The following is a 25,655-nucleotide window of genomic DNA, read 5'->3' as shown; positions in this document are numbered from 1 at the left end:
CCGGGTCCGGCTAGTTCTGCGGTTGCTGCGCGGATTGGTCCTGCTTGGAACGCACCAGCTGCTTGGCCGGATTCGGGTCCGGCGCCACGCCGTCATGGGCCACCATCGCCTCCTGACGGCCGAGCGTCGGACCGGCGGCGAGCAGGCCGACGATCTGATACGGCGCGAGTTCGGGCTTGGCCTTGTCGGCGTCCATCCCCAGCGCCTTCTGCGCGGCGGCGTCCTTGATGCCGTAGCGCACCCCGGTGTCGGCGATGTAGAACATGCTGTCGCGGCGCTGGCTGTCGGCCTCGATACCGGTGGTCTGGACGAAGAATCCGGAGCCGGGCGTGGAGTAGAAGGCATCCACGTTCGGACCCGAACCGTCGGCCTGGGCCAGCGGCGTAGTCTGCGCACCGTCCGGGATCGGCAGCGAATGTCCGGTCAGCACAGCCAATTCCGCGCGCTTACTGCCGTCGGCCTTGTCGGCGGCACCGGACAGCGGCTTCCACGACATGCATTCGATCGGCTGGTCCTTGGGGTCCACGACGGTGGGCGGCCGCGCCGGATACTGCTGCACCGGAAGCTCGTTCGACACCGGCGCCTGAGTGCTGTCGAACTGGCTGATCTCCGGATGATCCGAAGCGGTCGGATTCGAGTTGCGGATGATGTCGGCGGTCAGCGGCGAAATGGCCTGCAGTCCGTCGCGCAGGACCACATAGGACTGATCCTTGGTCTCCACATGCACCACATCGCCGATTCGGTGGTTGTTCAACGGGTAGCCCGGCGTACCGCCCGGATCGGTGATCTTCGGCGGCACGATCGGCAGCACCTCGGGCACCGCGTTGAGCAGCCCGGCGCTGATCGGCCGCGGCGTCATTCCCCGAATGCCCAGGGCCTCGGTAACTTTCGGATCGTTCATATCGACCCGCGCGCGCTGATTGTCGTAGATCAGATAGGCGGCGTCGCGCCCCTGCACCAGCAGTGCCTTACCCGAATCCAGCTCGGCGGCCTTGGAACCCAGCGACGGATCCCCGGCGAGCACCGTCGTGGTCAGGTCACGGCTGCCGTCGTTCTTCAGCTCGTCGCAGATCGACCAGGCGCGGCCTTTGCCGCTGCTGTCGAAGTTCAGCGAGGACGGCGCACCCGGAATGCCGATCAGCGCCCCGCGCGGCTTCTTCGCCAGCTCGGATTCCTTGATGGACACCGCTTTTGCCGGTTCGCCGACCGCGAGCCGCGCCGACGCCAGATTCAACGACGGATGCACGACACCGTCGATGACGGCGTAGACCGCGCCGGAATCCTTGCCCAGCAGGATCTTGTTGTCGCCGATCGACCCCTGCGGCCGCAGCAACGCGAGCACACCGCAGCCGGCCAGCGCGACGACACCCAATACCAGTCCGGCGGCATAGGCGCGCGACTGCGAGCGCATCGGATCGTGCAGCATCCGCACGTCCCGGCGTACCAGGGCGTGCTCCATTCGCCTGACCAGGAAGCGATAGCCGCTCACCTGCCAGCGCGTAGTGGGCTTTGAAGGCATGAGTCCTCCCCCGAACAGTGCTCGCGTTCGCCCAACACAGTACAGTTCAGCAGGACTGAAGTTCAGCTCGGCCATCGAAGAATCGGCCGACACCGGGTACTTGGGGGACGACGATGGCCGAATCCAGCGGCACCAACAGCCGCCCGCTCCTCGGACGGATCTCGCTGCCGAATCTGCTGGCCGCACAGGTACTGGGGCTGGTCGTCGGGCTCGTCGTGCTCGCGGTCGGCGTACCCGGCTGGTACGCACTGGGCGCGGCGGTCGTGGCCGGACTGGTGCTGCTCGTCCCGATCGGCAAGCGCACCATCGCCTCGTGGATCGCCACGGTGTGGCGGTACGTCACCCGCCAGGACTACGACCTCGGCGATACCGTCGATTTCCGTGGCCCGGACGGTCGTTCGCTCGGTCTGTACTGGGAAGGCAGCCGCGTGGTCGCCGTCGTCGAGGTGCTACCACCCAAGGGCGGTCTGACCCGGATCGACCGCAACACCGTGCACGCCTCGCATCTGCTTCCGCTGCCCGAGCTGGCACAGTGCCTGAGCCAGCACGACATCCTGCTGTCCGGTATCGACATCATCAGCCACGGCCACCGCAGCCGCTCCGGCACGCCCGCGGGGCCGATCTACGAATCGCTGCTCGGCCCGCTGCCCGCGACGGCGCACCGAACCGTCTGGCTCGCAATCAGTTTCGACGCACTGGCCTGTCCGGAGGCCGCGGCGCGGCGCGGCGGCGGTACGGAGGGCGCGGGCCGGGCGGTCACCATCGCGACCCAGCGCATCGTGCGCGCGCTCGAGGACGCCGACTGCGCGTCCCGCGTGCTCACCGCGCCCGAGATTCGCAAGGCCGTGTGGCAGATCAGCGCCGGGGTCGACCCGCGGGCGCTGACCCACCGCTGGCGCTACGCGGAACTGGGCAACAGCGTGAACATCGGCGCGGCAGTCGATCCCAAGCAGCTGGGCTCGGATCTGCTGGCACAGCTGTGGGTCGCGCCGTCGCGGGGCACCACGGTCGCGGTCCGGCTGCGGCCGGGAAGTTCGCCCGAGACGGTGAACATCGGCGCGGCCTGGCGATTGACCGCCCGGGAGCTGCCGGAGAAGACCAAGCGCAAGGGCATGGTGTCGCTGAGCGGCCGGCATCGCCAGAGCCTGCTCGCCCACCTGCCGATCGCCATCCCGGGCGTGGACGACACCGTCCCGATGAGCCAGTACCCGATCGACGTCGTCGGCGTCCTGCATCTGCCCTCGTCGGGCTGCGGTCAGCTGATCGGCTCCGACGAGGACGGTAACGGCGTCGCCGTTCGCCTTGTCGGACAGGGCATTTCGACCGTCTACGTGGCGGGCGAGCTGTATCTGGCGCAGCAGCTGGTGTTCCGGGCGCTGGCCGTCGGCGAGCGCATCCTCATCCGTACCGATCGCCCGCACGCGTGGGAGCAGCTGGTCACCACGATCGGCAATCCCGAGCGGCTCACCATCGCGGTGGAAACCCATCAGAGCGACGCCGGATTCACCGCGGCCGTGGTCGACGGTGTGCTCGCGCCCGCACCGCACGCCGGCGTGACCACGATCTACGTCACCGGTGATCCGATGGGCTGGCCGGCCACCAACCCGGATCTGTCCATCCACCAGCCGGGCGCGATCGGCAACCATGTGGTGATGCGGACCGGAACCACCCAGGTCGATCTGACGCTGGTCTCGATTCCCCGGGAAACGACCTACATCGGCAGTCCGCGGGGCCGCCGCCCGATGCCGCAGCAGGATCCCAGGCAGCGAATGGCGCAGTCGCACAACTAGTTTCGCGGACTCCCCGACCGGCACACAGACCGACGGCACGCCGGAACCGGCTCACCCCGGATACGGGTCGGTTCTGCGCGCCGTGCGCAGATGACGTGCCCACCACGCCCATTGCCGCAGAAGCCGCTGCGCGGCGTCGACCGCGGCGCCGTCGGCGGTGTTGCCGTCCGCGTCGAATTTGCGTTTGGCCTCGTGAAAACTCACGCTCTCGCGCAGCGAGACCATGTGGATCTCCGCGACGACCTGGCGCAATTGCTCGATCGCTCGCAGGCCGCCCGACAGTCCGCCGTAACCGACGAAGCCGATGGGCTTGGCCCGCCACTCGCGTTTGGCGCTGTCGAGCGCCGTCTTCAGCGAGGCGGGATAGCCGTGGTTGTACTCGGAGGTCACCGCGATGAATCCGTCCGCGGCGCCGATCCGCTCCCGGAAGGCCTCCACCTGCGGCGTCGTCGTCAGGTCGGTGGGCAGCGGAGTGTGTGCCAGATCGATGACGCCGACGTCGAGGCCGGCATCCGCGCGGGCCGTGCGGAGGAACCAGTCCGCCACCACGGGCGCGAACCGCTCGGGCCGCACACTGGCGACGATGACCTCCAACCGCAGCGGATCGTCCATGGCGTCAGCCTAGTCGGCGCCCTCTCGCCACACCGACGGCCTGCTCACCGAGCGTGCCCGCCGCACCGATACCCTGTGGCCCGGGCGAAAAATCTTCGAGCGCCATATCGGACGGGCTGTGACCGACCGGGCACCGCGGATCGATCAGAAGGGGGCGAAATTCGTGATTCTCGGACATTGGTTGCTGATCGAAACACTGGACGTTCCGCCCACCTGGTCGGTGCTCGCCGTCGACACCGCACCGCGGCGCTGGAAGTCGTTGGCCCGCACCGTGCCCTCCCGGTTGATGCCGATCCTCACCGCCGCCGCCGCGAGCGGTGGGACCGTCGAGCGGCAGCTGCCGAAATCCCGTCACGCCTGGTCCGGATACCGCGCCCGCGCGATCGCGCTGACCGGGCCCGACGAGCGGGTACACGCGGTGCAGATGTGGGTGGGTCCGGGCGACCCACCCGCGCCGCCGCCGGTCGCCACCCATCTGCTCGACGCCCACACCCGGCGCACGGAAGTGCGGTCCGCGGGTCTGGGCCCGGCATTCGATCGCAAGCGCAGCGTCTGGATCGGGGCCGAATCCTTCGAACACGTCGAGCGTTTCGACGATGCCCTGGACCTGGCCGCGATCGTGGCACGCGCCGCGCCCGGATCACGCTGGTGCGGCGACATCTGCGTGCGCACGCCGGACGGGCTGCGCACGTTGATGATGGCGACGCGCAACTCCGCATCCGATCCCTACCTGTGGCGCGGCATTCTGGCCGATGTCACCGAAAGCGTTCCGCCCCAGCCCAAGTCGTTCGAGGCGGTGACGGTCGAGACACTGGTCGGCCGCAATCCGGGAATGTATCTGGCGGTGGTCGACACCGAGCGGGTCCGGGTGATCCGGTGGATCAGCCCGCCGGTGCCGGGGCTCGACTGGTCCGGCGGCACCGACGAACGCACGCTGCCACATCCCGGCGACCGGGAGCGAATCAGCGCCGCGCGCACGGCGATCCGGGCCGGCGCGCCGTCGTGGACGCTGCCGAATCTGCGGCTGGCGGATACGGCCGGGGGGTGGATCACCGTGGACGTGGAGGTCTCACCGCTGCCCCACGGTCCGGACGGAACCGGCACGCCGCATTTCGCGCTCGCCCGGATCGATCTGCGCGAGGCAGGTACCCGGTAGCGTTCGACGCGGTGCGCCGGTCGATCCGTCAGGGCAGTTCGAACGGCAGCGCCACCCCGGCATGCACCGTGCAGTGATCGCAGGTCTCGGTACCCTCGACACCGGCGACCGCGCGGCGCACCAAGGTCTTGAACGGCACCAGGTTGCGCTCGAATTCGGCGAAGACGGCGGCCGCGCTGACGCCCTCCCCGGCCTCCAGGCCCGCATCGAGGTCGGTCACCAAAGCGATAGCGGCATAACACATTTCGAGTTCGCGAGCGAGCACGGCTTCCGGGTATCCGGTCATGTTCACCAGTTCCCACCCCTGTCCGGCGAACCAGCGGCTCTCGGCCCGGGTGGAGAAGCGCGGGCCCTGCACCACGACCATGGTGGCGGCCGACCGCATCGGCAGTTCGGGCACCGCCGCCCGCGTCGCGACCGAGCGCAGGTCGTCGCAGTACGGATCGGCGAAGGAGACGTGGATACCGCCGTTGTCGAAGTAGGTCTGCGCGCGGCCGGAGGTCCGGTCCACCAGTTGGTCGGGAACGGCCACAGTGCCCGGCCCCCAGTCCGCCCGCAGGCTGCCGACCGCACACGGCGCGAAGATCCGCCGCACGCCGATCGACCGCAGCGCCCACATATTGGCCTGATACGGCACCGTGTGCGGGGAATATTCGTGCTTGCGCCCGTGCCGCGGCAGGAAGGCGACCTGGCGGCCCTCGACCTCTCCGACCGTGATCGGCGCGCTCGGCACACCATAGGGTGTCTCTATCTCGAGTGTGGTCGCGTCGTCGCCGAAGAAATCGTAGAAGCCGCTACCGCCGATGATGGCCAGCGCGGGGCGGGGATCCGAACTCATAACCGCAATTCTCGCGTACGCCGCGGCGGCGGCCCCCGCCGCCTCACCCAGCACCGGCTACCCTGACAGTACCCCTCCGATAATGTACCCTAGGGGGGTATGAACTACCAGGGCGGGAGCGAGGAACAGCCGGTGAGCGAGGATCAGATCAACACGGTTCGAACGGCCGAGGCGGCCGCGCAGCCCGGGCACGACCACGCCACCCACGGCTACATCACCGCCAAGGACGACTACCTCAAGCGGCTGCGCCGGATCGAGGGGCAGGCGCGTGGCCTGCAGCGCATGGTCGAAGAGGAGAAGTACTGCATCGACATCCTGACGCAGGTTTCGGCCATGACCAAAGCGCTGCAGGCGGTGGCCATGGGCCTGCTGGAGGACCACATCAGTCACTGCGTGGTCGACGCGGCTGTCCAGGGCGGCCCCGAGGCCGAGGCGAAGATCAAGGAGGCCACCGACGCCATCGCGCGGTTGGTCCGCTCCTGAGCATCGGCGGGATCCCCCACGACCGCCGCTGACCATGGCCGCGGCGGTCGCGAGGGAGACGATCAGACGCGCGCGGCGAGCGCCGGGGCCAGCGCGCGCAGCACCCCGATGTGATCCTCGTCGGTGACCTGGATGGCCACCTGATCGGCGCCGGCCTTCAAATGCTCGACCAGCGCGTCGGCGATCTGCTCGGCCGAGCCGTGCAGTGCCAGCGCGTCGATCAGCCGGTCGCTGCCGGGCGGCGTCAGGTCCTCGTCGCCGAAGCCGAGCCGGCGCAGATTCGCCACGTAATTACGCAGGTTCAGGTAGAACTCCGTGCGCGGGCGAGCGGTCAGGCGCGCCTGGACCGGGTCGGTGCTGAACGAGATCTTGTGTTCGGGCACGAGCAGCGCGTCCGGACCCAGAATTTCGCGGGCCTGCCGGGTGTGTTCGGCGGTCACGAGGTACGGCAGCGCTCCCGCGGTGCGGTCGGCGGCCAGCTTCAGCACCCGCGGCCCGAGCGCCGCGAGCGCGAGCTGCTGCTTCGGGACGCCGTTGGCGTCGAGCACATCGACATAGTCGACGAGCGCGTCGTAGGGCTTGCGGAAATCGGAATCCTGCTCGGGATGCCCGGCGCCGAAGCCGAGGATGAAGCGGCCCGGGAAGCGCCGGTCGATGCGGTGGAACGATTCGGCCACCTGTTCGGCGGGCGCGGACCAGATATTGACGATGCTGGTGCCGACCGTCAGCGTCTCGGTCTCCTCGAGCAACGCCTCCACGGCCGGTAGCTCCGCCGGGGGCGAGCCGCCCAGCCACAACGTGCTGTACCCGAGACCCTCCAGCTCACGAGCCTGCCCCGGTTCGAAGCCGGCGTAGTACCGCCAGACGCCGAATTTGCCGATATTCGTGGTTCGCGCACCCTCTGTCATAGTCGTTGCGAACTCCGTTGCGCGGGCGACTATTCCACCCGGCGCCGGAAAAATTCCCGTCGCACAATCTGGCACTCACACGACGAGAGTGCTAAATTTGGCATCGGACAGCTTCCGGCGCTCGCCGCCGAGGCGGGCGTCACCACTGGATATGGAGGTGATTCCTGTGCTGAGGTTCGACCCGTTCCACGACATCGACACCGTTGCCCGGCAGCTCCTGGGGGATGCCGCCGGAACCACACGCGCGCCGCGTTTCATGCCGATGGACCTGTTCAAGGCCGGTGACCACTACGTCCTCAATGCCGATCTCCCGGGTGTCGATCCCGGTTCGGTCGACGTGAGCGTGGACAACGGCACCCTGACGCTGAAGGCGCAGCGGAGCCTGCCCGGTGACGAGCACGTGCAATGGATCGCGTCGGAACGATTCGCGGGAACGTACATGCGCCAGCTGTCGCTCGGCGAAGGCATCGATACCGACAACATCAGTGCCACCTACAACGACGGCGTGCTGTCGGTGACCCTGCCGATCGCCGAGAAGGCCAAGCCGCGGCGCATCGAGATCGGCGGCATGGGCCGTGGCCCGAAGACCATCGAGGCCGGCCGATCCGAGAGCTGACCCGCCGCGACCGGGATGTGCCCGCGCCATCGGCGAACAGCTGAGTGCGCAAGCCGCACAACACCACTCACCGGTACAAGGTGGCCGGACGCGCGGGCGGAACCGAGGTTCGTCGCAGCGCGAAGGAGGTGAGACACGCACAACCCTCGAATAGCGACTCGTACGGCCCCGTGGACGCCGCGGGGCCGTCGGCCGTCTCGGGGACAGGTCGCGCTGTCAGCTACCGCAGCAGCCGTCCGACTCGGGGATCGTGCGCATCTCCCGGGTTTCGGCATTGCGGGCGGCGAGGTCGGCATCCGCCGGGTAGTCGACGGCGATCAGACTCAATCCGTGGGCGGGGGCCACGGTGATCGAACTCGACCGTTCCCGTTCCGCGAGAAGGCTTTCCACCCACTCGGGAGTGCGGCGCCCCTCCCCCACCGCGAGCACCGCGCCCACCAGACTGCGCACCATGGACCAGCAGAAGGCGTCGGCGCTGACATAGGCGGTGAGCATGGCGGCTTCGCGGTCGGAACCAGCCCGGCCGGGACCACCGATCGGTGTCGTCACCCAATCGAAGCGCTGCAATTCGCGGACCGTCGTCGCACCTTCGCGCCGGCGGCAGAATGCGGCGAAATCGTGCAGTCCCAACAGCTTTCGCGATGCCTCACGCATGGCGTCGAGATCGACGCCGGGACGGCAGGCGACCACGCTGCGGGCCAGCAGCGGCGGCGCCCCATAGGGGGCGGTGGTGAGCCGATACGCGTAGTGGCGGCGGATCGCGGAGAAGCGGGCGTCGAATTCCGGTGGCGCCGAGCGGATCCCGGTGACGCGGACATCCTTCGGCAGGAAGCGCGCCAGCCGGTGCAGCAGCTTGTCGTAGTCGGGCAGCGCGGTCGTGTCGAAATGCGCGACTTGCCCCTCGGCGTGGACACCGGCGTCGGTCCGGCCGGCCACCGTCAGCTGAATCGGTTCGCGCAGGACCTTGCTCAGCGACTCCTCGAGCACACCCTGCACGGTCCGCAGGCCGGGCTGGCGGGCCCAGCCGGTGAAATCGGTGCCGTCGTAGGCGATATCGAGCCGTACTCGAACCGCAACCGAGGTTGCCGCCGGATCCTGCATGGTCACAGCCATTTCCTGGTTAACATGAGCGAAGCCCGCCGACCCGGAGGGGACGGCGGGCTCACTCGTGAATTCCCGACGCAGATCGAGAGGTCCCCGCACGTGGCGGGGACCAACTCATTCCGCCTTGTCCTCGGCGGGAGCCTCGGTGGACTCCGCCTCGGTGGCCTCGTCGGCCTTCGCCTCAGCAGCCTCGTCGGCCTTCGCCTCGGTGGCGTCGTCGGCCTTCGCCTCGGTGGCCTCGTCGGCCTTGTCCTCGGCGACCTCGGTCTTGGCCTGCTGGGCGGCGACCCGGCGAGCGCGATCGGCCTCGTTGGTCACGGTCTTCTCCCGGACCAGCTCGATGATCGCCATCGGCGCGTTGTCACCCTTGCGGGGAACGGTCTTGATGATGCGGGTGTAGCCACCCTCGCGGCCCTCGAACGACGGTCCGATGTTCGCGAAGAGCTCGTGCAGGACATCCTTGTTGCGGATGACCTTGAGCACCTCGCGGCGATCGGCCAGCGTACCGGCCTTGGCCTTGGTGACCAGCTTCTCGGCGTAGGGGCGCAGCGCCTTGGCCTTGGCCTCGGTGGTCGTGATCCGACCGTGCTCGAAGAGCGCCGTGGCCAGATTGGCGAAGATCGCCTTCTGGTGCGACGCCGACCCGCCGAAGCGAGCACCCTTCTTGGGCTTGGGCATTGGTTGTTCTCCTTAGGAAAGGCCGAGCGGGGCTGCCACCCCGGAAGGCCTAGAGCTGTTCGGTCTCGGCGTAGTCCTGCTCGCCGTTGTCTGCATCGCCGAAGGAGCCGCTGTCACTCCAGGTTCCGGTGGCGGCGTCGTAACCGACGACGCTCGACGGATCGAAGGAGGCCGGGCTGTCCTTCAACGACAGGCCGAGCGAATGCAGCTTGACCTTGACCTCGTCGATGGACTTCTGGCCGAAGTTGCGGATGTCCAGCAGATCCGATTCGGTCCGCGCAACCAGCTCGCCGACGGTGTGCACACCCTCGCGCTTGAGGCAGTTGTACGAACGCACGGTGAGGTCCAGGTCCTCGATCGGCAGCGCGAACGAGGCGATGTGATCCGCCTCGGCCGGGCTCGGCCCGATCTCGATACCCTCGGCCTCCACGTTCAGCTCGCGCGCCAGGCCGAACAGCTCGACCAGGGTCTTACCGGCCGACGCCAGCGCATCCCGCGGGGAGATCGAGTTCTTGGTCTCGACGTCCAGGATGAGCCGGTCGAAGTCGGTGCGCTGCTCGACACGGGTGGCCTCGACCTTGTAGGTCACCTTCAGCACCGGCGAGTAGATCGAATCCACCGGGATCCGGCCGATTTCCGCACCCGAGGCCTTGTTCTGCACCGCCGGGACGTAACCGCGACCGCGCTCGACGACGAGCTCGATCTCCAGCTTGCCCTTGTCGTTCAGGGTGGCGATGTGCATGTCCGGGTTGTGCACGGTCACACCGGCCGGGGGAACGATGTCACCGGCGGTGACGGTGCCCGGGCCCTGCTTGCGCACGTACATGGTGACCGGCTCGTCCTCTTCGGACGACACGACCAGGCCCTTGAGGTTCAGGATGATGTCGGTGACGTCTTCCTTCACACCCGGGACGGTGGTGAACTCGTGCAGCACGCCGTCGATGCGGATGCTGGTCACCGCGGCCCCCGGAATCGAGGACAGCAGGGTACGGCGCAGCGAATTGCCGAGGGTGTAACCGAAGCCCGGCTCGAGGGGTTCGATGGTGAACTTCGAGCGGTTCTCGGCCAGTACCTCTTCGGCCAGTGTGGGTCGCTGTGAAATCAGCATGAGGATCTCCTCCTTCAGGGGCGCCCGCTATTTGACGCCCACGAACTGGGGTGTGGATGAGCACGACGGGTACGGTGCTCATCCACCAGCAGCACGAACGGCTTACTTCGAGTAGTACTCGACGATGAGCTGTTCGTTCAGCGGCACATCGATCTGCGCGCGTTCCGGGAGCTGGTGGACCAGGATCCGCAGCCGGTTCGGAACGACCTGCAGCCAGCCCGGGATCGGGCGATCGCCCTGGGTCTCACGGGCGACCTGGAACGGCAGCGTCGGCAGCGACTTCTCCTTGACATCGATGATGTCGTACTGGGAGACCTGGAAGCTGGGGACGTCGACCTTGCGGTTGTTCACCAGGAAGTGGCCGTGCGAGACCAGCTGGCGGGCCTGGCGACGGGTGCGCGCCAGACCGGCGCGGTACACGACGTTGTCCAGACGCGACTCGAGCAGCTGCAGCATGTTGTCGCCGGTCTTACCCTTGCGACGGTTCGCCTCTTCGTAGTAGCGGCGGAACTGCTTCTCCATGACGCCGTAGGTGAAGCGGGCCTTCTGCTTCTCCTGCAGCTGGAGCAGGTACTCGCTCTCCTTGATCCGCGCGCGGCCGTGCTGGCCGGGCGGGTAGGGGCGACGCTCGAACGCCTGGTCGCCTCCGACGAGGTCGACACGCAGACGACGCGACTTGCGGGTGATGGGGCCTGTATAACGAGCCATTTTTCGCTAAATCCTTTCCCGCTAGACGCGACGCCGCTTGGGCGGACGGCAGCCGTTGTGCGGCTGCGGGGTGACGTCGGAGATCGTGCCCACCTCGAGGCCGGCGGCCTGCAGCGAGCGGATCGCGGTCTCACGGCCCGAACCCGGACCCTTGACGAACACGTCGACCTTCTTGACGCCGTTCTCCTGCGCCTTGCGGGCGGCGTTCTCGGCGGCGAGCTGCGCGGCGAACGGGGTCGACTTACGCGAACCCTTGAAGCCGACGTGGCCCGACGACGCCCACGAGATCACGTTGCCCTCGGGGTCGGTGATCGAGACGATCGTGTTGTTGAACGTGGACTTGATGTGCGCGTGGCCGTGCGGGACGTTCTTCTTGTCCCGGCGACGCGCCTTCTGGGACTTCTTGGGGCCCGAGGCCCGACTCTTAGGAGGCATTCAGCTATCCCTACTTCTTCTTGCCGGCGACGGTCTTCTTCGGACCCTTACGCGTGCGCGCATTGGTCTTGGTCCGCTGTCCGCGCACCGGCAGGTGGCGGCGATGGCGGATGCCCTGGTAGCAGCCGATCTCGATCTTGCGGCGGATGTCGGCCTGCACCTCACGGCGCAGGTCACCTTCGACCTTGAATTCCGACGCCTCGATGTAATCGCGCAACCGGGTGACGTCGTCGTCGGTGAGATCCTTCGACCGCAGGTCGGGGCTGACGCCGGTGGCGGCCAGGATCTCGTGCGCACGGGTGCGCCCGATCCCGAAAATGTAGGTCAGTGCGATCTCCATGCGCTTCTCGCGCGGGAGATCGACGCCCATCAGACGTGCCATGTGGCAGCTTCCTTAACTGTTGCGGAGGTCTGCTCCCTGTCCGTCCCCTCGAATGGGGCCCCGGCCTCCGTTCCGGGGGTAGGTCGTCCGTCCGCTCTCCGCTCGTTTCCGAGGCGGCGAGCTCGCCGACGGCGACTGGCGCTGGGAGGTCTTCTTTTCTGTGCCAATCCGAACTGCGTTCGGTGCTTGGCTGGTGAACCCCTGCGTCGGGGTGCAGTCCAGGTCAGCCCTGACGCTGCTTGTGACGCAGGTTGTCGCAGATCACCATGACCCGGCCGTTACGGCGGATCACCTTGCACTTCTCGCAGATCTTCTTGACGCTCGGCTGAACCTTCACGTCCGTCCAATCTGGTTGTGGTTCACAGGGGTGTGAACACAGGTGTTCCCCAGTCGTACGACTGGGGAAGTCTTTTGTCGCAGATCCCGAGGCCGGAGCCACGAAATGCCGCGAGAGCTCCGGAGCCTCGACTCCCGAACTCCCTCCGGGGATCGCTCCCCGGAAAACTCACTTGTAGCGGTAGACGATGCGACCGCGGGACAGGTCGTAGGGAGAAAGCTCCACGACCACGCGGTCCTCGGGCAGGATGCGGATGTAGTGCTGACGCATCTTGCCGCTGATGTGCGCGAGAACCTTGTGACCGTTCTCCAGCTCGATGCGGAACATCGCATTCGGCAGTGGCTCGATAACTCGACCCTCGACCTCGATGGCCCCGTCCTTCTTCGCCATATCCTCCGCGATCCCGCTTACGTTGAAACCCTGTGTGGTCTCAACTCTTCGGCTAGCTTGTCACTGCAGTTACCGGTGCACTCCAGTCGACCCGGTGCCATACTCTTCGTAGTCACATGCGGACATGCAGTCACAGAAACTACACGCATTCGCATGAACACAGACGTCGGGCAGGTGCACCGCCGACCAAGCTTACCCGTGCGTCCACGATCCGGCCAAATGCGGTCCCCCCGCGCCGTCGCTAGTGGTCGGCGAGCGGGCCGCGCCCGGTGAGCGGGCCCCACGCCGCGATCAAGCCGAGCATCAGCACCAGCGCGATCGTGATGACCGTGAACACCGTGCCCGGACCGTGGCTGTCCAGCAACGGAAGCAGCAGGAACGGCTGGATGGCGGTGCTCAGTTTCGACAGAGAATAGGCCGTACCCGAGGCGGTGCCGCGCACGGTCGTGGGAAACGATTCCGGCAGATACGTGTGCAGGGCATTGGAGAAGACGTTGCTGGCCAGGGTGAACAGGCCGCCCGACAGCAGGATCAGCGGCACGCTCGTGGCGAATCCGAAGATCAGGCCGAACAGCGCCATCAGCGCGGCCGACGCCATCACCAGATATTTGCGCTCGACGCGCTCGATCAGCGGAATCGACAGCAGCGAACCCAGCGGATAGCCGAGGTAGGTGACGGTCAGATAGCCGAGGGAGTTCACCACCGTGAACCCCTTGTGCTGCAACACCAGCACCGCCAGCGTGCCGAAGCCGTAATAGCCGAAGACCTGCAGGATCATCACCGCGGAGAACAGCAGGGTGCGCCCGCGGTTGGCGCCGCGCAGGATTTCGGTGAACGACACCTTCGCCCCGGTTGTCGCGGCCTTGGCGTGCTGGGCCTGCCAGTGCGGCGATTCGGGCATGTGCCGACGGGCGACGAACACCAGCGCGGCGCCGAAGCCGCCGAAGACGAACAGCCAGCGCCAGCCGTCGGTGCCGAACGGTTCCAGCGGCACCAGCCACCGGGCCAGGAATCCGACGGTCGGCACCGCGCAGAAGCCGATGGTGTAGGCGATGGCGATCATCCGGCCGCGGACCTGCGGCGGCATCACCTCCGACAGATAGGTGTCGGAGACGGTCATCTCCGCGCCGATGCCGAGTCCGGCGAGCACGCGGGTCGCCATCAGGAACCAGACGTTGGGGCTGAACGCGCCGAGCAGGGTGAACCCGGCGTAGACCCCGATATTGATCATGAACATCCGGCGGCGGCCGAAGAGGTCCGAGAGCCGGCCGATGACCAGGGCACCGAGGAACTGGCCGACGAAGGCCGAGGCGAGGATGCCGCTCAGCTGATAGGTCGACAGCGCGAGTTGCTGCTTCAGCACACCGGTGATGGTGCCGGCGAGGAACAGTTCGTAGAGATCGAAGAACAGGCCCAGGCCGACCAGGGCGACGAGCTTGCGATGAACCGGCCGGACGGGAAGTTCGTCCAACCGCGCCGCGCGGGGATCATCACCCGCGGTGATTGCCATTTCGATACGCTCCCGACCTCGCAAATAAGGGGCAACCGAACCCGCCGGCAGGCGTCGCGGCGCGTCGTCCGACCGGCTCGTCGGCTGTGGGTAGGACGCCCGTCACGGCCGATAGCCCTCGCGTAAACTACCGGCTGTCCAGGAAATCGGTCCAGCAGATCCCAGGGGGACACCCGTGAGCGTGCGCAGCGAGCGAATTACGGACGCAGCGCCCTCGAACCCGATCGGCACGATCCTCGGCGAGGCCCCGACCACGAACCGCGGTGAGGTACTGCCGTGAGTCGCAACAACAACGATCTGCCCATGCTGCCCCCGTGGCTGTCGGAGAGCGACGTCACGCAAACGGGGTACGAAGCGCCGGTCGAGAACCTTCCGCACGAGGAGTACATCCCGGAGGACAACGGTCCGCGGCGGTTGTTCTCCCGCAAATCCGACGACCGGGCGGAGTCCGACAAGAAGGAGTCCGACCGGAAGTGGCGGAAATCCCGCCGCAAGGACAAGGCAGACGCCGAGCCGGCCGCCGGTGAGGGTTCGCCCTCGTGGGGGCCGCCCGACACCGCCCGGCCGCAGGGCGATGCGCAGCCGGGGCCGGAGTCGTTGCGCGGCAACGGTTCTCAGGGCTCCGAGTCCTTGCCGTGGCAGCAGCAGACGCCTGAGGGCTACCGTCCGGACGGCGTCCAGGGCGTGATCCCGGCCGACTTCCGTGCGCAGCAACAGAATCAATTCCCGCAGCCGCCGGTACAGCCGCAACCACCGACGCAGCCGCAGCAGCCCCCGACGCAGCCACCGGGGCCGTGGAATTCGGCGCCGTCGACGCCGCGCCACGACTTCGGCCGGCCGCCCGCTACCGCACAGCCGAATCCCGCTCCGGTGCCGCCGGAACCGACTACGCCACCTCCGAATCAGTCGCCCGGCCCCCTTCCCTCCGAGCCGCTGTCCGGCGAGTTCCCTCCCGCACCACCGCAGGCTTCCGCCCGCCCGCCGATTCCGCCTGCACCGCAGCAGATGTCGAGCACTCCGCTTCCGGCCGCCGACGGCGTGGATGCGGAGATGACCGTGCGGGTGACGCGGCGACCCGACCTACCCCCACCGCCCCAGCAGTCGGCCCCGACTCCGCCGCCGCTGCCCGAGTGGCCGGACCCGGCGCCGCCCACCCGTCCCGGACCGCCGCCACGGCTGGGCGTGCCGGAAGGGTACGAGAACGCGTCGCACGCGAACAGCGCTGTGGGGCAGCAGATTTCACCACTCGGCTCTCCGGTCGCACCGACGGCCGACGCACCGGGCCTGCCGAAGCAGGCGACGGACGCACGCCCCGCCGCTGCCGATATGCCGCCGACCGCGGGCACCGGGACTTCCGGCGTCGCGGAGGAGGCGCCCGCCTGGCTCGGCGGCGCAACGGAGCACTCGCCCGCGCCGGGCGAATCCGCACCCCGGCGCGACGATGCTGCCGGGGCGTCCGCGCATCGGCCGACCGGGGATTCGGGCGCACCCGGCGAGACCGCCGTATCCGATACCCCTGGCGCGGATCTGCCCGTCCCAGCGGACGATACGGGGCAGGGTGGCGGCACGTGGGATGCCTTCGCGGCCGGTGGCGATTCGGCTTCCGGTACGCGGCCTCTTCACCCGCCGACGGTGGGAACCCATGCGCCGGAGAGTGATTCGGGTGCGTCGTCGGTGGTCGGCGGTGTCGGGTTCTACGGCGCCGGTAACGCGGATAGCGGTGCGGTCGCTTCGGCGGGGCAGCAGTGGAGCGGGCGGCATCGGCTCGCCTCAGAGCCGGTGGCGGCACACGATCCCGCCGTGCGGCCCGGGCCGGACATGGGTGGCGCCGTGTGGAACGGCACCGACGCGGCACCCGCGCAGTCCGAAGCGCGGCCGCAGACGCCCGACGCCGCGAGTCCGCAGTACGGCGCGGCGCCGCAGACACCGCAGTACCAGCAGCCGCCCGCTGCGGAATTCGGTACGCACCCAGCACATTCCGGCCCGATGCCGCAGGCGCCGAATGCCGAATCGACGATGGTCGCCGGTCCCCAGGGCGTGTCGCAGCCTCGGATCCCCCAGCCGGCCCCGGACGCGCAGTGGCACAGCGCACCACAACCGCCGCCACAGGTGCCGGGTCCGGCGACCGGTCCCGAACAGCAGTGGGCCGCACGACAGGCGGATCAGTATTCCCAGCCGCAGCAGTACGCCCAGCCGAATCCGTATATGCCGGGGCAGCAGGCCGCTTCGCCCGAGCAGTATCAGCACGCCCGCAACCCGCAGGTCCAGCAGCAGGCTGTCCATCCGCAGGCGCAGTATCAGCAGTACCAGCAGGGTCAGCCGCCGCACCAGTACCCACCGAACGGCGTGACGCCCTCACTGGAGGATGTCCCGATGCGCCGGGCGAAGAAAGCCCCCGGCTCGGGTTGGCGGCGCGCGGTGCACCACATGTCGGGTGGTGCCATCAATCCGGGTATGTCCGCGGAGGAGCTGCGCCTGCAGGAACTGGTGGCGCGCATCCGGCAGCCGGTGCGCGGCGACTACCGCATCGCCACCCTGTCCCTGAAAGGCGGTGTCGGCAAGACCACCACCACCATGGGCATCGGCTCGATCTTCGCCTCCATCCGCGGTGACCGCGTGATCGCCGTCGACGCCAACCCGGACTTCGGCACGCTGTCGCAGCGGGTGCCGCTGCAGACCCGCTCCACGGTGCGGGACCTGTTGCTGGATCAGCAGATTCGCAGTTACGGCGACGTGCGCCGGCACACCTCGCAGGCCACCAGCCGGTTGGAAGTGCTGGCCAGCGAACGTGATCCGGCGGCGTCGGAATCGTTCAGCGAGGACGAGTACCGCCAGGTGCTGCGCGTGCTGCAGCGGTTCTACAACATCATCCTCACCGATTGCGGTACCGGACTGATGCATTCGGCGATGGCGGGTGTGCTGGATCTGGCGCATTCGCTGGTGCTGATCTCGTCGTCGGCGATCGACGGCGCCCGCAGCGCGGCGGCGACGCTGGACTGGCTCTCGCTGCACGGGCACGATCACCTGGTGCGCAATGCCGTCGTGGTGATCAACCTGCCGCGCGAGGGCTCACCGAATGTGGCGATTCAGCATCTGCGCGAGTACTTCCTGGCCCGGTGCCGCGCCGTGCACGTCATCCCCTACGACCCGCATCTGGCCGAGGGCGCCGAGATCGACCTGGCCCGGCTGCACAAGAACACCAAGCGCGCGCTGGTGGAACTGGCGGCGACGGTGGCCGACGATTTCGCCACCGACCATCGGCGGTTCGGCGGTTACTGAGCACCGCGGTTATCGAGCACTGCGGTCCTGCCAGGCCATCGGGGTCGCCCGGACCTCGGCGATGCTGCGGCCGCGGCGGCGCCGGAACAGTCCGCGCAGGGGGCCGGCATTGAGATAGCCGACGCGCGCGGCGACCGTCTCCACGGTGGCATTGGTGGTGCGCAATAGCCGGGTGGCACGCTCGAGGCGGATTTCGTTCACGAAATCCCGTGGTGACATCCCGATTTCGGCCTGTGTCGCGCGCTGCAGGCTGCGCACGGTGACGCCGAGTTCGCGAGCGGCGTCGGTGATCAGGAACTGCTCGGCGATATGTCCGCGCACCCAGCGTTCGAAGGCCGCGACCAGTGAATTCCCGCGCGCGATCACCTGGGGAACGATGTAGTCGCGTTGCTCGCCTCCGCTGCCGGCCAACAGCATCCGGGCCGCGCGTTCGGCTTGAGCGGGACTGCGACCGGCCACCGTGGCCAACGCGAGGTCGAGATGGGCCAGGGCCGCCGCGGCCGTCGCGATGTGACCGGAGCGGCACAGGATGCGTCCCTCGTCCAGGTCGACGTTCGGATAGCGGCGGCGGAAGGCCGGGCCCAGCCACCAGCTCGTCGTCGCGGGCAGCCCGTCGAGCACCCCGGCCTCGGCGAGGAAGAAGGTTCCGGTGCACGCGGCGGCCAACGGAGTTCCCGCGATGTGTGCCTGCGAAATGCGTTCCAGCACCGGCCGGTTGGCGGGTGCGGCGATCAGGTCGACCACCGCGTCCGCGTCCATCGCGAGGACGGCGGGCACGATGATCGGGCCGATGTCGCCGGGCACCTCGGCCAGCGGTGTGGTCGGGATCAGATGGCCGTGGCCGGAGCGGACACTGCCGCCGAGCGCGACGGTGTGCACTCGCCACGGTTCGGGCTCCAGCTCCGGATCGTCGACGAGCGAGTTCGCCGTGTTGAAGACCTCCAGCACGGCGGCGAGACCGAGGTCGCCGACACCGTCCACGACGAACACCGCCACATCCATGTCGCAAACAGTACTGAATGCGTCGGATACGACACTGATAATGCGCACATCCGCCGCCTAGTGTTGCCGTATGACGATGTGGGCGAACAGAGGTGCACGATGCGCATCGTGAGCAGTGTGTGTCACCTCTTCGAATACGAGGTCACCTCGGCGGGGCCGTGCGCGGTCGCGCTGGATCCGGCAGCGGTGCGCGCCCGGAAGTTGTTCGTGGACTGCCTCGTCCTGCAGGTCGCGGTCGAGCCGGGTGACGCCGCGGCACTTCCGGCGGCGGTAGAGGTCGTGAAAACCATTGCGGCACACGACGACGTCGGCTACATCGTGGTCGAAGGTGTGGCGCCGTGGGCGCGAAGCGATCGACGCGGCGCACACGAGGACGTACTCACCGGCCTGGCGGATGCGCTGGACATCGTATCCGAGCTCACCGAGCGCTTGGCGGAACGCGGTGAACTGGTCCACCTGATGCCGTTCGGCTGGAACACGATTCGCTTCACCGAACTGGCCGATGGTTCACGACCGCGGCGGGTGACCCGGCTGAATCCGGCGCCACTGCCGGCGGATCGGTCGCGGCACAGCCGCGCACCGCGGATGGCGGGCTCGTGCCGATCGCTGAGCTACTAGACCTACTCACCAGGTCGGCAGGCGACGCCGTCCGGTGAGGACCTCACGCACCAGATCGTCGTAGCCGTCGGCCAATTCGGCGAGATGATGCCAGGCAGCGTGCAGCACTTCGTCGCTCGCGTCGAGGGTCATCAACGCGTGGTGCGCGCGCACCGACGCCTCGGCCAGCCGGTCGATGACGGCGCCGATCGTTTCGGTGTGCAAGGTAGCGTCGGAGTTCTGCTGCGGGACGGCGCGGACGATCCAGTCGTCGATCGCCATCACCAATTCCATTCGCCGTCTGCCGATTTCGATCATCAGCGCGGAGTCCGGATCCGGGGCGGAACCGCCGCGGCCGAGCTGGCGTTCGAACAGCACCGCCAGGTCGCGCGCGAACCACAGGATCGGGCCGCCGATGACGCGGTGCCCCCGGCACGCGCGCAACAACAGATCCGAACTCGGCAGAACTTCGGTCGTCAGGAAATCGACGGCCGTCGGTGTATGTGGTGTGTCGGGCCATGCCACGACCACCATCGGGGACGTCTCCAAACCAGCCACGTTGCCTCGCCGTCGTCGCCGTACAACCAATGGTCAGGACGTTCATTACAATAAACCTCTGAATGTGTGTGTCAAGGGTCACACTGCCCTGCCAACCAGCAGAGTAGACTTCCGGTCGTTGAAGATACAACCGAGGAGCGAGATGGCCGCCGGTCCGAGGTACCAGCGAATCGCCGACGTCCTACGGGAGGCGATCCGCGACGGCACGTACAAACCTGGTGATCGCCTGCCCAGCCACAACGAGCTGGCCGACCAGATGCATGTCTCGATCACCACCGCGCGCAACGCGATTCAGGTGCTCGTCGCCGAAAACCTGCTGTTCACAGCGACTTCCCGGGGCACGATCGTGCGCAGCCAGGAGGTCCTGGAATCCGTGGTGACCAACCATATTCGACGCGACCGCCCCAAGTCGGCGCACGACATCTTCTCCGAGATCGCGCGCGCCGCCGGGCGTGAACCGGCCAAGCAGTTCAGCGCCCGGATGGAACCGGCCGGAACGGAAGTCGCGCACTGGCTAGGCGTGCCGAAGGACTCCTGGGTCGTCTCGCGCACCGTGGTGCAGTACCTCGACAACGAACCGTGGTCGTGGGAGGTCAGCTACTACCCGCGTGACCTCGCCGAACTCACCGGAATCGATTCTCCGCACGACATTCCGGAGGGCACGACGCGGCGGCTGGCCGCACGTGGCTATCCCGAAACCGCCCATCGGGATACGGTCGTGGCCCGCCCTGCGAGTGCCGACGAGGCCGCTGTCCTGGGTGTCGGAGCCGGCACCATGCTGCTCGATCATCTGCGCATCGGCGCCAGCAGCACCCGCATCATGCGGGTCACCCGCCAGCGGTCGCCGGCCGCACGCAACCGGCTGGCCTACGAACTCGGTGACGACGAGGGCACCGCCCTGATCCGCAAAACCCTGGGGGCGCCGCATCCGCCGGGCAACTCCCATTCCTTCGGTAACTCACTGGTACCCGGATCGCCATGAACATCCGCATCCGCCAGGCCCGCTCGGCCGACCTCGGCACCATCTGCCGACTACGGCTCCAACGCACGGCCTGGCTTGCGGCACGCGGCTCGGACCAGTGGACCCGGCAGGGCCGCGGGCTGCCGATCGAACGGTTCGCCCACGCGGTCGGATGGTCGGTCTCGGCCGGGGAGACCTGGGTCGCGGAGGTCGGCGGCGAATTCGCGGGAACCGTCACCGTGAACGACCGCGCGGATCCCGGGCTGTGGTCGCGGCGGGAGATCACCGACGCGGTGATCGTGCACTACATGATCGTCGATCTGCGCTTCGCCGGATCCGGTGTCGGCCGCGCACTGCTCACCCACGCCGCCGGGCTGGCCCTTGTCCGGCAACGCAATTGGGTGCGATTGGACGCCTGGACCAGGAATACCGAGCTGCACCGGTACTACCGCTCGGTGGGATTCCGGCTGGCGCGCATCGCGAATCCGGCGGTCAGCGGACCCTCGGCGGCGCTGTTCGAGCGCCGCGCCGACAGCTGGGGCCTACCGGAACCGATCGTGCGACGCCATCTGCACGCGGACCGGGGCGATCCGGTGCGCTGACTCAGACCGGCGGCAGATAGCTCACCTGCACCATCTCGTTCTCGCGGGCACGGGATACGAGCGTGCCCCGGCCGGGTGCGAGCTTGGCCGACCGCACATCGCCGAGCAGTTTGCCCTCGTCCTTGGGCGCCGACATCAGCAGCGCGTCCACCGAGAGGTCCTTCAGCATGCCCAGCACCTTGTCGTACAGCGCCCGGGAGGCGCCGCCGGAGCGCCGTGCCACGATCAGGTGCATACCGATATCGCGGGCCTGCGGAATGAATTCCAGCAGCGGTTCGAGCGGGTTGCCCGCACCGGTGGCGACCATGTCGTAGTCGTCGACCACGATGTAGATCTCCGGCCCGGTCCACCAGCTGCGGTCCCGCAGCTGCTGCGGGGTGATGTCCGAACCCGGAATCCGTTGCCGCAGATAGGCGGCGACCTCCTTGATCATGTCGAACGACGTCTGCCCCGAGGTGGAATAGCCGGCGAGCTGCTGCCCCTCCAGCACGCCGAGCATGGTGCGCCGGTAGTCGATCAGGATGACGCGCGCCTGTTCGGCCGTCGAATTCTCGGTGATGCCGAGCACGATGTTGCGCAGCAGCGTGGTCTTGCCGCACTCCACGTCCGCGAAGGCCATCAGATGCGGCTGCGCGTCGAAATCCATGACCAGCGGCGCCAATTCGTTCTCGCCCAGACCGACCACCACCCGGGTGGCGCTGCATTCGATGCCCTGTTCCGCCGCCTCGGCGAGCACCTGTTCGCGCGGCACCCGCAGTGGCAGCATCCGGACCGCCGGTGCGCGCCGGTCGCCGTAGAGTTCGGCGAACTGGCTGCGCGCCAGCGCGATACCGTCGGACAGAGTCGCCGGATCGGAGTTGGAGTCCAACCGCGGCAGGGCGATCAACATGTGCAGCTTCTCGGGGGTCAGACCGCGGCCGGGACGACCCACCGGCACCAGAACGGCCGTGCGCCGGTCCATTTCGGAGTCGCTCGGGTCACCGAGACGCAGTTCCAGCCGGGTGCCGACGAGATCCTTGACCGCCGGCCGGATCTCGCCCCAGCGGGTGGCGCCGATCATCAGGTGGATGCCGTAGGACAGGCCCTGCGCGGCCAGCGCGTTGAAGGCCGGCTCCAGCACGTCGAATTCGGCACGGATGGTCGCCCAGCCGTCGACCACCAGGAACACGTCACCGAACAGATCCTGCGACAGTGGGTCCGCCGCCCGCTCGGCCGGACTCCGCTGCGCCAGTTCGGCTTTGCGGCGCCGGAACTCGTGGATCGACTCGATGCCCAGTTCGCGGAAGCGCTCCTCGCGCTGATGCAGCAGGGTCACCATCTCGGCGACCGTGCGGCGCACCCGGTCGATGTCCATGCGCCCGGCCACCGAGCCGACGTGCGGGATGTCGGCCAGACCCGCCAGCGTGCCGCCACCGAAGTCCAGGCAGTAGAACTGCACCTGCTCCGGCGTGTGGGTGGCCGCGGCCGCCATGATGATCGACCGCAGGGTGGTCGACTTACCGGACTGCGGACCGCCGACGACGGCCAGATTGCCCTGTCCGGCCGACAGATCCACGATCAGCACATCGCGGCGCTGCTCGTACGGCTTGTCGATGACACCGATCGGCCACCACAGCCGGCCATGCCGGTTCACCGGCGAGCGCCAGTCCGGATCGGGCAGCAACATGTCCACCGACGGTGATTCGTCCAGCGGCGGCAGCCACACCTCGTGCGCCGGGCGGCCGTGACCGCGCAACCGGTCCACCACCACGTTGAGCAGCGTCTTGGGCACCGTGTCGGCGGGTGTGCCGGATAGTTCCCGCTCCGCCTCCGGCGATCCGGGCGGCGGCGGAAGTTCGGGCCGGCCCAGCGGTCCGCGCGCCGGAGCGACGGCCACCGGTGTGCGCACCGGCACCGGCGCCGCGGTGAAGACCACCGGCTCCTGTCCGCCGCCACGCTGCCCGCCGCCGGTGCGTCCGGGCGCATTGCCCGCGGGTGATTCGTAGGCGCCGGAGACGTAGCAGGCGTTGAACCGCAGCGGATCGTCGGCGTCGCTCTTGAGGTAGCCCGAACCCGGCACACTCGGCAGGTGGTAGGCGTCGGTGATGCCGAGGACCGCGCGTGATTCGTTGGCGGAGAAGGTGCGCAGGCCGATCCGGTAGGACAGGTGCGAGTCGAGGCCGCGCAGTTTGTTCTCCTCGAGCCGCTGCGAGGCCAGCAGCAGGTGCACGCGCAGCGAGCGGCCCAAGCGGCCGATCATGACGAACAGATCCGCGAAATCCGGCTTCTGCGAGAGCAGTTCGGAGAACTCGTCGACGATGATGAACAGCGCGGGCAATGGGTCGAGCGCCGCGCCGGCCGCGCGGGCTCGCTCGTATTCGGTGACGTTGGCGAAGTTGCCCGCCGAGCGGAGCAGTTCCTGGCGCCGGGTCATCTCACCCGACAGCGCGTCCTTCATTCGATCGACGAGGGCGATCTCCTCCTCCAGGTTCGTGATCACCGCGGCGACGTGCGCCAGCGATTCCAGTCCGAGGAAGGTCGCGCCACCCTTGAAGTCGACCAGCACCATGTTCAGCTGATCCGGCGAGTGGGTCGTCACCATGGACAGCACCAGGGTGCGCAGGAATTCGGACTTACCCGAACCCGTTGCGCCGATGCACAATCCGTGCGGTCCCATACCGTTCTCGGCCGACTCCTTGATGTCGATCTCGACCGGCGTGCCGTCGGGAGTGATGCCGATCGGCACCCGCAGCCGCTCGCGATCGTTGCGCGGGCGCCACACCGACGCCGGATCGATCTGCGCGGCGTCGGGAATCTTCAGCAGTTCCATCAGGCCGGGCACGGCTCGCGATTCGTCGCCGAGGCTCACGATCTGGGCCGCGGTGGCGACCCGGTAACGAGCCAGCGCCCGCGCCAGGGTCTGCGCTTCGGCGATGGACACCGGGTCGCAGGTGGCGAACTGCTCCACGCCCGCGGCGGATCTCGCGGCGACGGTACCGTCGGCGACCACCAGTTGCAGGCCGCGGCGCACCGCGAGCCCGGCCTGCGGCGCGGTCAGGTCGAGCACGGTCACCGAATCCAGTCCGGCGTCGCTGACGATCCGCTCGGTTCCGCTGACGTAGCCGTCGTCGATGATGACCAGCAGGTGGATGCGCCCGGCGGTGGGCTGCGCGTTGCGCATGAACCGGCCGCGCTCGAGCAGTTCGGCCGCCATGGAGGTCTCCAATTCGGCCAGCGACCGGTACATCATCCGAGCTGCCCCCATGCCGTCGCGGTCGACGGGATGTTGCAGGTGCGGAAGCCATTTCGCCCACGACCAGGCCTCGGCATCCGGGTCGGCGCAGATGATCGCGACCGCGGCGTGGTCGGGTCCGTGGAAGGTCACGTATTCCATCAGCATGGCGCGCACCAGCATGCGCGTCTCGTCCGGGCGGCCCTCGATGTTGATCGCCGGGAACGCCCGCAACGACAGGGCCGTGGGCAGGCCGTGCACCACCGAATGGGTACGCACGAAGCGACGCAGCGCCACCGTGGACACCGGTTCGAGGTCCTCGAGCGGACCGGTCTCCGGCCGGGCCAGTTTGGTGGCCAGCCGGTGACTGCCGACGCCGACGCGCACATGCCCGAAGTCCGGGTCGTTGGGGCGGCGCTCCCACATCCGGCGGGTACCGGCCACGGCCCGCAGGTCGGCGGGTTCCGGATGGCTCCAGATCAGCGATTGCAGCTGTGCGCCACCGGTTTTGCGGACATCGCGGCGGACCTGGTCGAGGTAGCGGAAGTAATCCTTGCGTTCCTCGTTCAGTTCGGCGGCGCGCTTGGGGCCGCCCGAGCCGCGCATGCCCGCCATCATGCCGACCATCGACATCAGCATCATCATCGGGAACATCAGCATGAAGGGGTTGGCGAGCAGATTGCGCCCCATCATCACCATCATCGCGATCATGCCGACCACCGCGACCACCATGACCACGGGCATGAGTCGCATCAGCAGCGCGGGAGGCACCGGCCGCGGAATCTCCGGCGGGGCGGTCAGCGCCACCTCGCCGCCCGGTGCCCGCGGCGGGGCGATCCGCGGTCGGCGCACGAATCCGTCGGTGGACATG

General features: G+C 68.2%; 24 protein-coding genes. 8 read left to right on the top strand and 16 right to left on the bottom strand.

All coding sequences use genetic code 11. The features are described from left to right. Positions 1–10 precede the first annotated feature (10 nt). Positions 11–1,519 (bottom strand): type VII secretion protein EccB, encoded by a 1,509-nt coding sequence (gene eccB / locus AC5592_RS08150; protein WP_051024315.1) that lies wholly within the window; start codon positions 1,517–1,519, stop codon positions 11–13. 113 nt (positions 1,520–1,632) lie between these two features. Here eccB and eccE point away from each other — a divergent pair, with 113 nt between their 5' ends. Beyond that, the gene (eccE, locus tag AC5592_RS08145; protein WP_051024313.1) at positions 1,633–3,309 is read left to right on the top strand and encodes a type VII secretion protein EccE; all 1,677 of its coding nucleotides are present in this window, start codon (positions 1,633–1,635) and stop codon (positions 3,307–3,309) included. Between the two features lie 51 nt (positions 3,310–3,360). Here eccE and AC5592_RS08140 read toward each other — a convergent pair whose 3' ends face one another. Next, positions 3,361–3,921, bottom strand: a complete 561-nt coding sequence (locus AC5592_RS08140) for an NADPH-dependent FMN reductase (protein ID WP_036498252.1) — start codon at positions 3,919–3,921, stop codon at positions 3,361–3,363. 118 nt (positions 3,922–4,039) lie between these two features. Here AC5592_RS08140 and AC5592_RS08135 point away from each other — a divergent pair, with 118 nt between their 5' ends. Beyond that, positions 4,040–5,077, top strand: coding sequence for a GAF domain-containing protein (locus AC5592_RS08135; RefSeq protein WP_232329259.1), 1,038 nt, complete (start codon positions 4,040–4,042; stop codon positions 5,075–5,077). Positions 5,078–5,105: 28 nt separating this feature from the next. Here the strand turns inward: AC5592_RS08135 and AC5592_RS08130 are convergent, their stop codons facing one another. Then, the gene (locus AC5592_RS08130) at positions 5,106–5,915 is read right to left on the bottom strand and encodes an S-methyl-5'-thioadenosine phosphorylase (protein WP_036498275.1); all 810 of its coding nucleotides are present in this window, start codon (positions 5,913–5,915) and stop codon (positions 5,106–5,108) included. A gap of 99 nt (positions 5,916–6,014) precedes the next feature. Here AC5592_RS08130 and AC5592_RS08125 point away from each other — a divergent pair, with 99 nt between their 5' ends. Then, positions 6,015–6,398 carry a metal-sensitive transcriptional regulator gene (locus AC5592_RS08125; RefSeq protein WP_232329258.1) on the top strand — a complete coding sequence of 128 codons (384 nt, stop codon included), beginning with the start codon at positions 6,015–6,017 and terminating at the stop codon, positions 6,396–6,398. A 62-nt stretch (positions 6,399–6,460) separates the two neighbouring features. Here AC5592_RS08125 and AC5592_RS08120 read toward each other — a convergent pair whose 3' ends face one another. Next, positions 6,461–7,306 carry an LLM class F420-dependent oxidoreductase gene (locus AC5592_RS08120; RefSeq protein WP_036498250.1) on the bottom strand — a complete coding sequence of 282 codons (846 nt, stop codon included), beginning with the start codon at positions 7,304–7,306 and terminating at the stop codon, positions 6,461–6,463. A gap of 166 nt (positions 7,307–7,472) precedes the next feature. On the opposite strand from AC5592_RS08120, the gene AC5592_RS08115 reads away from it, so the two are divergent. Continuing rightward, positions 7,473–7,922 carry an Hsp20/alpha crystallin family protein gene (locus AC5592_RS08115; RefSeq protein ID WP_036498273.1) on the top strand — a complete coding sequence of 150 codons (450 nt, stop codon included), beginning with the start codon at positions 7,473–7,475 and terminating at the stop codon, positions 7,920–7,922. Between the two features lie 216 nt (positions 7,923–8,138). Here the strand turns inward: AC5592_RS08115 and truA are convergent, their stop codons facing one another. The 9 genes from truA to AC5592_RS08070 all read right to left on the bottom strand — a co-directional run bounded on the left by truA (position 8,139) and on the right by AC5592_RS08070 (position 14,574). Continuing rightward, complete coding sequence (truA, locus tag AC5592_RS08110; protein WP_063063851.1) at positions 8,139–9,035, bottom strand: tRNA pseudouridine(38-40) synthase TruA; 897 nt, start codon at positions 9,033–9,035, stop codon at positions 8,139–8,141. A gap of 105 nt (positions 9,036–9,140) precedes the next feature. Beyond that, positions 9,141–9,704, bottom strand: coding sequence for a 50S ribosomal protein L17 (rplQ, locus tag AC5592_RS08105; protein WP_063063850.1), 564 nt, complete (start codon positions 9,702–9,704; stop codon positions 9,141–9,143). A gap of 49 nt (positions 9,705–9,753) precedes the next feature. Continuing rightward, the gene (locus AC5592_RS08100; RefSeq protein ID WP_030513445.1) at positions 9,754–10,812 is read right to left on the bottom strand and encodes a DNA-directed RNA polymerase subunit alpha; all 1,059 of its coding nucleotides are present in this window, start codon (positions 10,810–10,812) and stop codon (positions 9,754–9,756) included. A gap of 102 nt (positions 10,813–10,914) precedes the next feature. Further along, entirely contained in the window at positions 10,915–11,520 is a 606-nt protein-coding gene (gene rpsD, locus AC5592_RS08095; protein ID WP_030513444.1) for a 30S ribosomal protein S4, read from the bottom strand. Between the two features lie 21 nt (positions 11,521–11,541). Further along, the gene (gene rpsK, locus AC5592_RS08090; protein ID WP_025347281.1) at positions 11,542–11,955 is read right to left on the bottom strand and encodes a 30S ribosomal protein S11; all 414 of its coding nucleotides are present in this window, start codon (positions 11,953–11,955) and stop codon (positions 11,542–11,544) included. Positions 11,956–11,965: 10 nt separating this feature from the next. Further along, positions 11,966–12,337, bottom strand: a complete 372-nt coding sequence (rpsM, locus tag AC5592_RS08085) for a 30S ribosomal protein S13 (protein ID WP_036498248.1) — start codon at positions 12,335–12,337, stop codon at positions 11,966–11,968. Between the two features lie 223 nt (positions 12,338–12,560). After that, on the bottom strand, positions 12,561–12,674 hold the full coding sequence (gene rpmJ / locus AC5592_RS08080) for a 50S ribosomal protein L36 (protein WP_025347279.1): 114 nt from the start codon (positions 12,672–12,674) through the stop codon (positions 12,561–12,563). Positions 12,675–12,842: 168 nt separating this feature from the next. Continuing rightward, on the bottom strand, positions 12,843–13,064 hold the full coding sequence (infA, locus tag AC5592_RS08075) for a translation initiation factor IF-1 (protein WP_003886926.1): 222 nt from the start codon (positions 13,062–13,064) through the stop codon (positions 12,843–12,845). A 241-nt stretch (positions 13,065–13,305) separates the two neighbouring features. Continuing rightward, a complete protein-coding gene (locus AC5592_RS08070; RefSeq protein WP_036498247.1) occupies positions 13,306–14,574 on the bottom strand; it encodes an MFS transporter in 1,269 nt (422 codons plus the stop codon). Between the two features lie 276 nt (positions 14,575–14,850). Here AC5592_RS08070 and AC5592_RS08065 point away from each other — a divergent pair, with 276 nt between their 5' ends. After that, positions 14,851–17,853 (top strand): nucleotide-binding protein, encoded by a 3,003-nt coding sequence (locus AC5592_RS08065; RefSeq protein WP_232329257.1) that lies wholly within the window; start codon positions 14,851–14,853, stop codon positions 17,851–17,853. 9 nt (positions 17,854–17,862) lie between these two features. On the opposite strand, the gene AC5592_RS08060 is transcribed toward AC5592_RS08065, so the two are convergent. Beyond that, positions 17,863–18,855: a GlxA family transcriptional regulator gene (locus AC5592_RS08060; protein WP_063063849.1), complete on the bottom strand. Its 993-nt coding sequence runs from the start codon at positions 18,853–18,855 to the stop codon at positions 17,863–17,865. 108 nt (positions 18,856–18,963) lie between these two features. On the opposite strand from AC5592_RS08060, the gene AC5592_RS08055 reads away from it, so the two are divergent. Continuing rightward, a complete protein-coding gene (locus AC5592_RS08055; RefSeq protein WP_157121668.1) occupies positions 18,964–19,473 on the top strand; it encodes a hypothetical protein in 510 nt (169 codons plus the stop codon). A gap of 6 nt (positions 19,474–19,479) precedes the next feature. Here the strand turns inward: AC5592_RS08055 and AC5592_RS08050 are convergent, their stop codons facing one another. Next, the gene (locus AC5592_RS08050) at positions 19,480–20,001 is read right to left on the bottom strand and encodes a DUF4254 domain-containing protein (protein ID WP_232329256.1); all 522 of its coding nucleotides are present in this window, start codon (positions 19,999–20,001) and stop codon (positions 19,480–19,482) included. Positions 20,002–20,152: 151 nt separating this feature from the next. Between AC5592_RS08050 and AC5592_RS08045 the strand changes: the two genes are divergently transcribed. Beyond that, complete coding sequence (locus AC5592_RS08045; RefSeq protein ID WP_063063847.1) at positions 20,153–20,992, top strand: GntR family transcriptional regulator; 840 nt, start codon at positions 20,153–20,155, stop codon at positions 20,990–20,992. Continuing rightward, complete coding sequence (locus AC5592_RS08040; RefSeq protein WP_051024305.1) at positions 20,989–21,573, top strand: GNAT family N-acetyltransferase; 585 nt, start codon at positions 20,989–20,991, stop codon at positions 21,571–21,573. The genes AC5592_RS08045 and AC5592_RS08040 overlap by 4 nt, the downstream gene beginning before the upstream one ends. 1 nt (position 21,574) lies before the next feature. Here the strand turns inward: AC5592_RS08040 and AC5592_RS08035 are convergent, their stop codons facing one another. Further along, complete coding sequence (locus AC5592_RS08035) at positions 21,575–25,654, bottom strand: type VII secretion protein EccC (protein WP_036498243.1); 4,080 nt, start codon at positions 25,652–25,654, stop codon at positions 21,575–21,577. Position 25,655: the final 1 nt, after the last annotated feature.

The organism is Nocardia violaceofusca NBRC 14427, from assembly GCF_963869435.1.
GTDB lineage: Bacteria > Actinomycetota > Actinomycetes > Mycobacteriales > Mycobacteriaceae > Nocardia > Nocardia aobensis.
Note: the sequence above shows the minus strand (reverse complement) of the source record. Positions and strands in the feature narration are given on the sequence as shown.

Coding starts and splice junctions, on each gene's coding strand:
- eccB (WP_051024315.1), bottom strand. CDS start 1,519: ATGCCTTCAAAGCCCACTACGCGCTGGCAGGTGAGCGGCTATCGCTTC.
- eccE (WP_051024313.1), top strand. CDS start 1,633: ATGGCCGAATCCAGCGGCACCAACAGCCGCCCGCTCCTCGGACGGATC.
- AC5592_RS08140 (WP_036498252.1), bottom strand. CDS start 3,921: ATGGACGATCCGCTGCGGTTGGAGGTCATCGTCGCCAGTGTGCGGCCC.
- AC5592_RS08130 (WP_036498275.1), bottom strand. CDS start 5,915: ATGAGTTCGGATCCCCGCCCCGCGCTGGCCATCATCGGCGGTAGCGGC.
- AC5592_RS08125 (WP_232329258.1), top strand. CDS start 6,015: ATGAACTACCAGGGCGGGAGCGAGGAACAGCCGGTGAGCGAGGATCAG.
- AC5592_RS08120 (WP_036498250.1), bottom strand. CDS start 7,306: ATGACAGAGGGTGCGCGAACCACGAATATCGGCAAATTCGGCGTCTGG.
- truA (WP_063063851.1), bottom strand. CDS start 9,035: ATGGCTGTGACCATGCAGGATCCGGCGGCAACCTCGGTTGCGGTTCGA.
- rplQ (WP_063063850.1), bottom strand. CDS start 9,704: ATGCCCAAGCCCAAGAAGGGTGCTCGCTTCGGCGGGTCGGCGTCGCAC.
- AC5592_RS08100 (WP_030513445.1), bottom strand. CDS start 10,812: ATGCTGATTTCACAGCGACCCACACTGGCCGAAGAGGTACTGGCCGAG.
- rpsD (WP_030513444.1), bottom strand. CDS start 11,520: ATGGCTCGTTATACAGGCCCCATCACCCGCAAGTCGCGTCGTCTGCGT.
- rpsK (WP_025347281.1), bottom strand. CDS start 11,955: ATGCCTCCTAAGAGTCGGGCCTCGGGCCCCAAGAAGTCCCAGAAGGCG.
- rpsM (WP_036498248.1), bottom strand. CDS start 12,337: ATGGCACGTCTGATGGGCGTCGATCTCCCGCGCGAGAAGCGCATGGAG.
- infA (WP_003886926.1), bottom strand. CDS start 13,064: ATGGCGAAGAAGGACGGGGCCATCGAGGTCGAGGGTCGAGTTATCGAG.
- AC5592_RS08070 (WP_036498247.1), bottom strand. CDS start 14,574: ATGGCAATCACCGCGGGTGATGATCCCCGCGCGGCGCGGTTGGACGAA.
- AC5592_RS08060 (WP_063063849.1), bottom strand. CDS start 18,855: ATGGATGTGGCGGTGTTCGTCGTGGACGGTGTCGGCGACCTCGGTCTC.
- AC5592_RS08045 (WP_063063847.1), top strand. CDS start 20,153: ATGGCCGCCGGTCCGAGGTACCAGCGAATCGCCGACGTCCTACGGGAG.
- AC5592_RS08040 (WP_051024305.1), top strand. CDS start 20,989: ATGAACATCCGCATCCGCCAGGCCCGCTCGGCCGACCTCGGCACCATC.
- AC5592_RS08035 (WP_036498243.1), bottom strand. CDS start 25,654: ATGTCCACCGACGGATTCGTGCGCCGACCGCGGATCGCCCCGCCGCGG.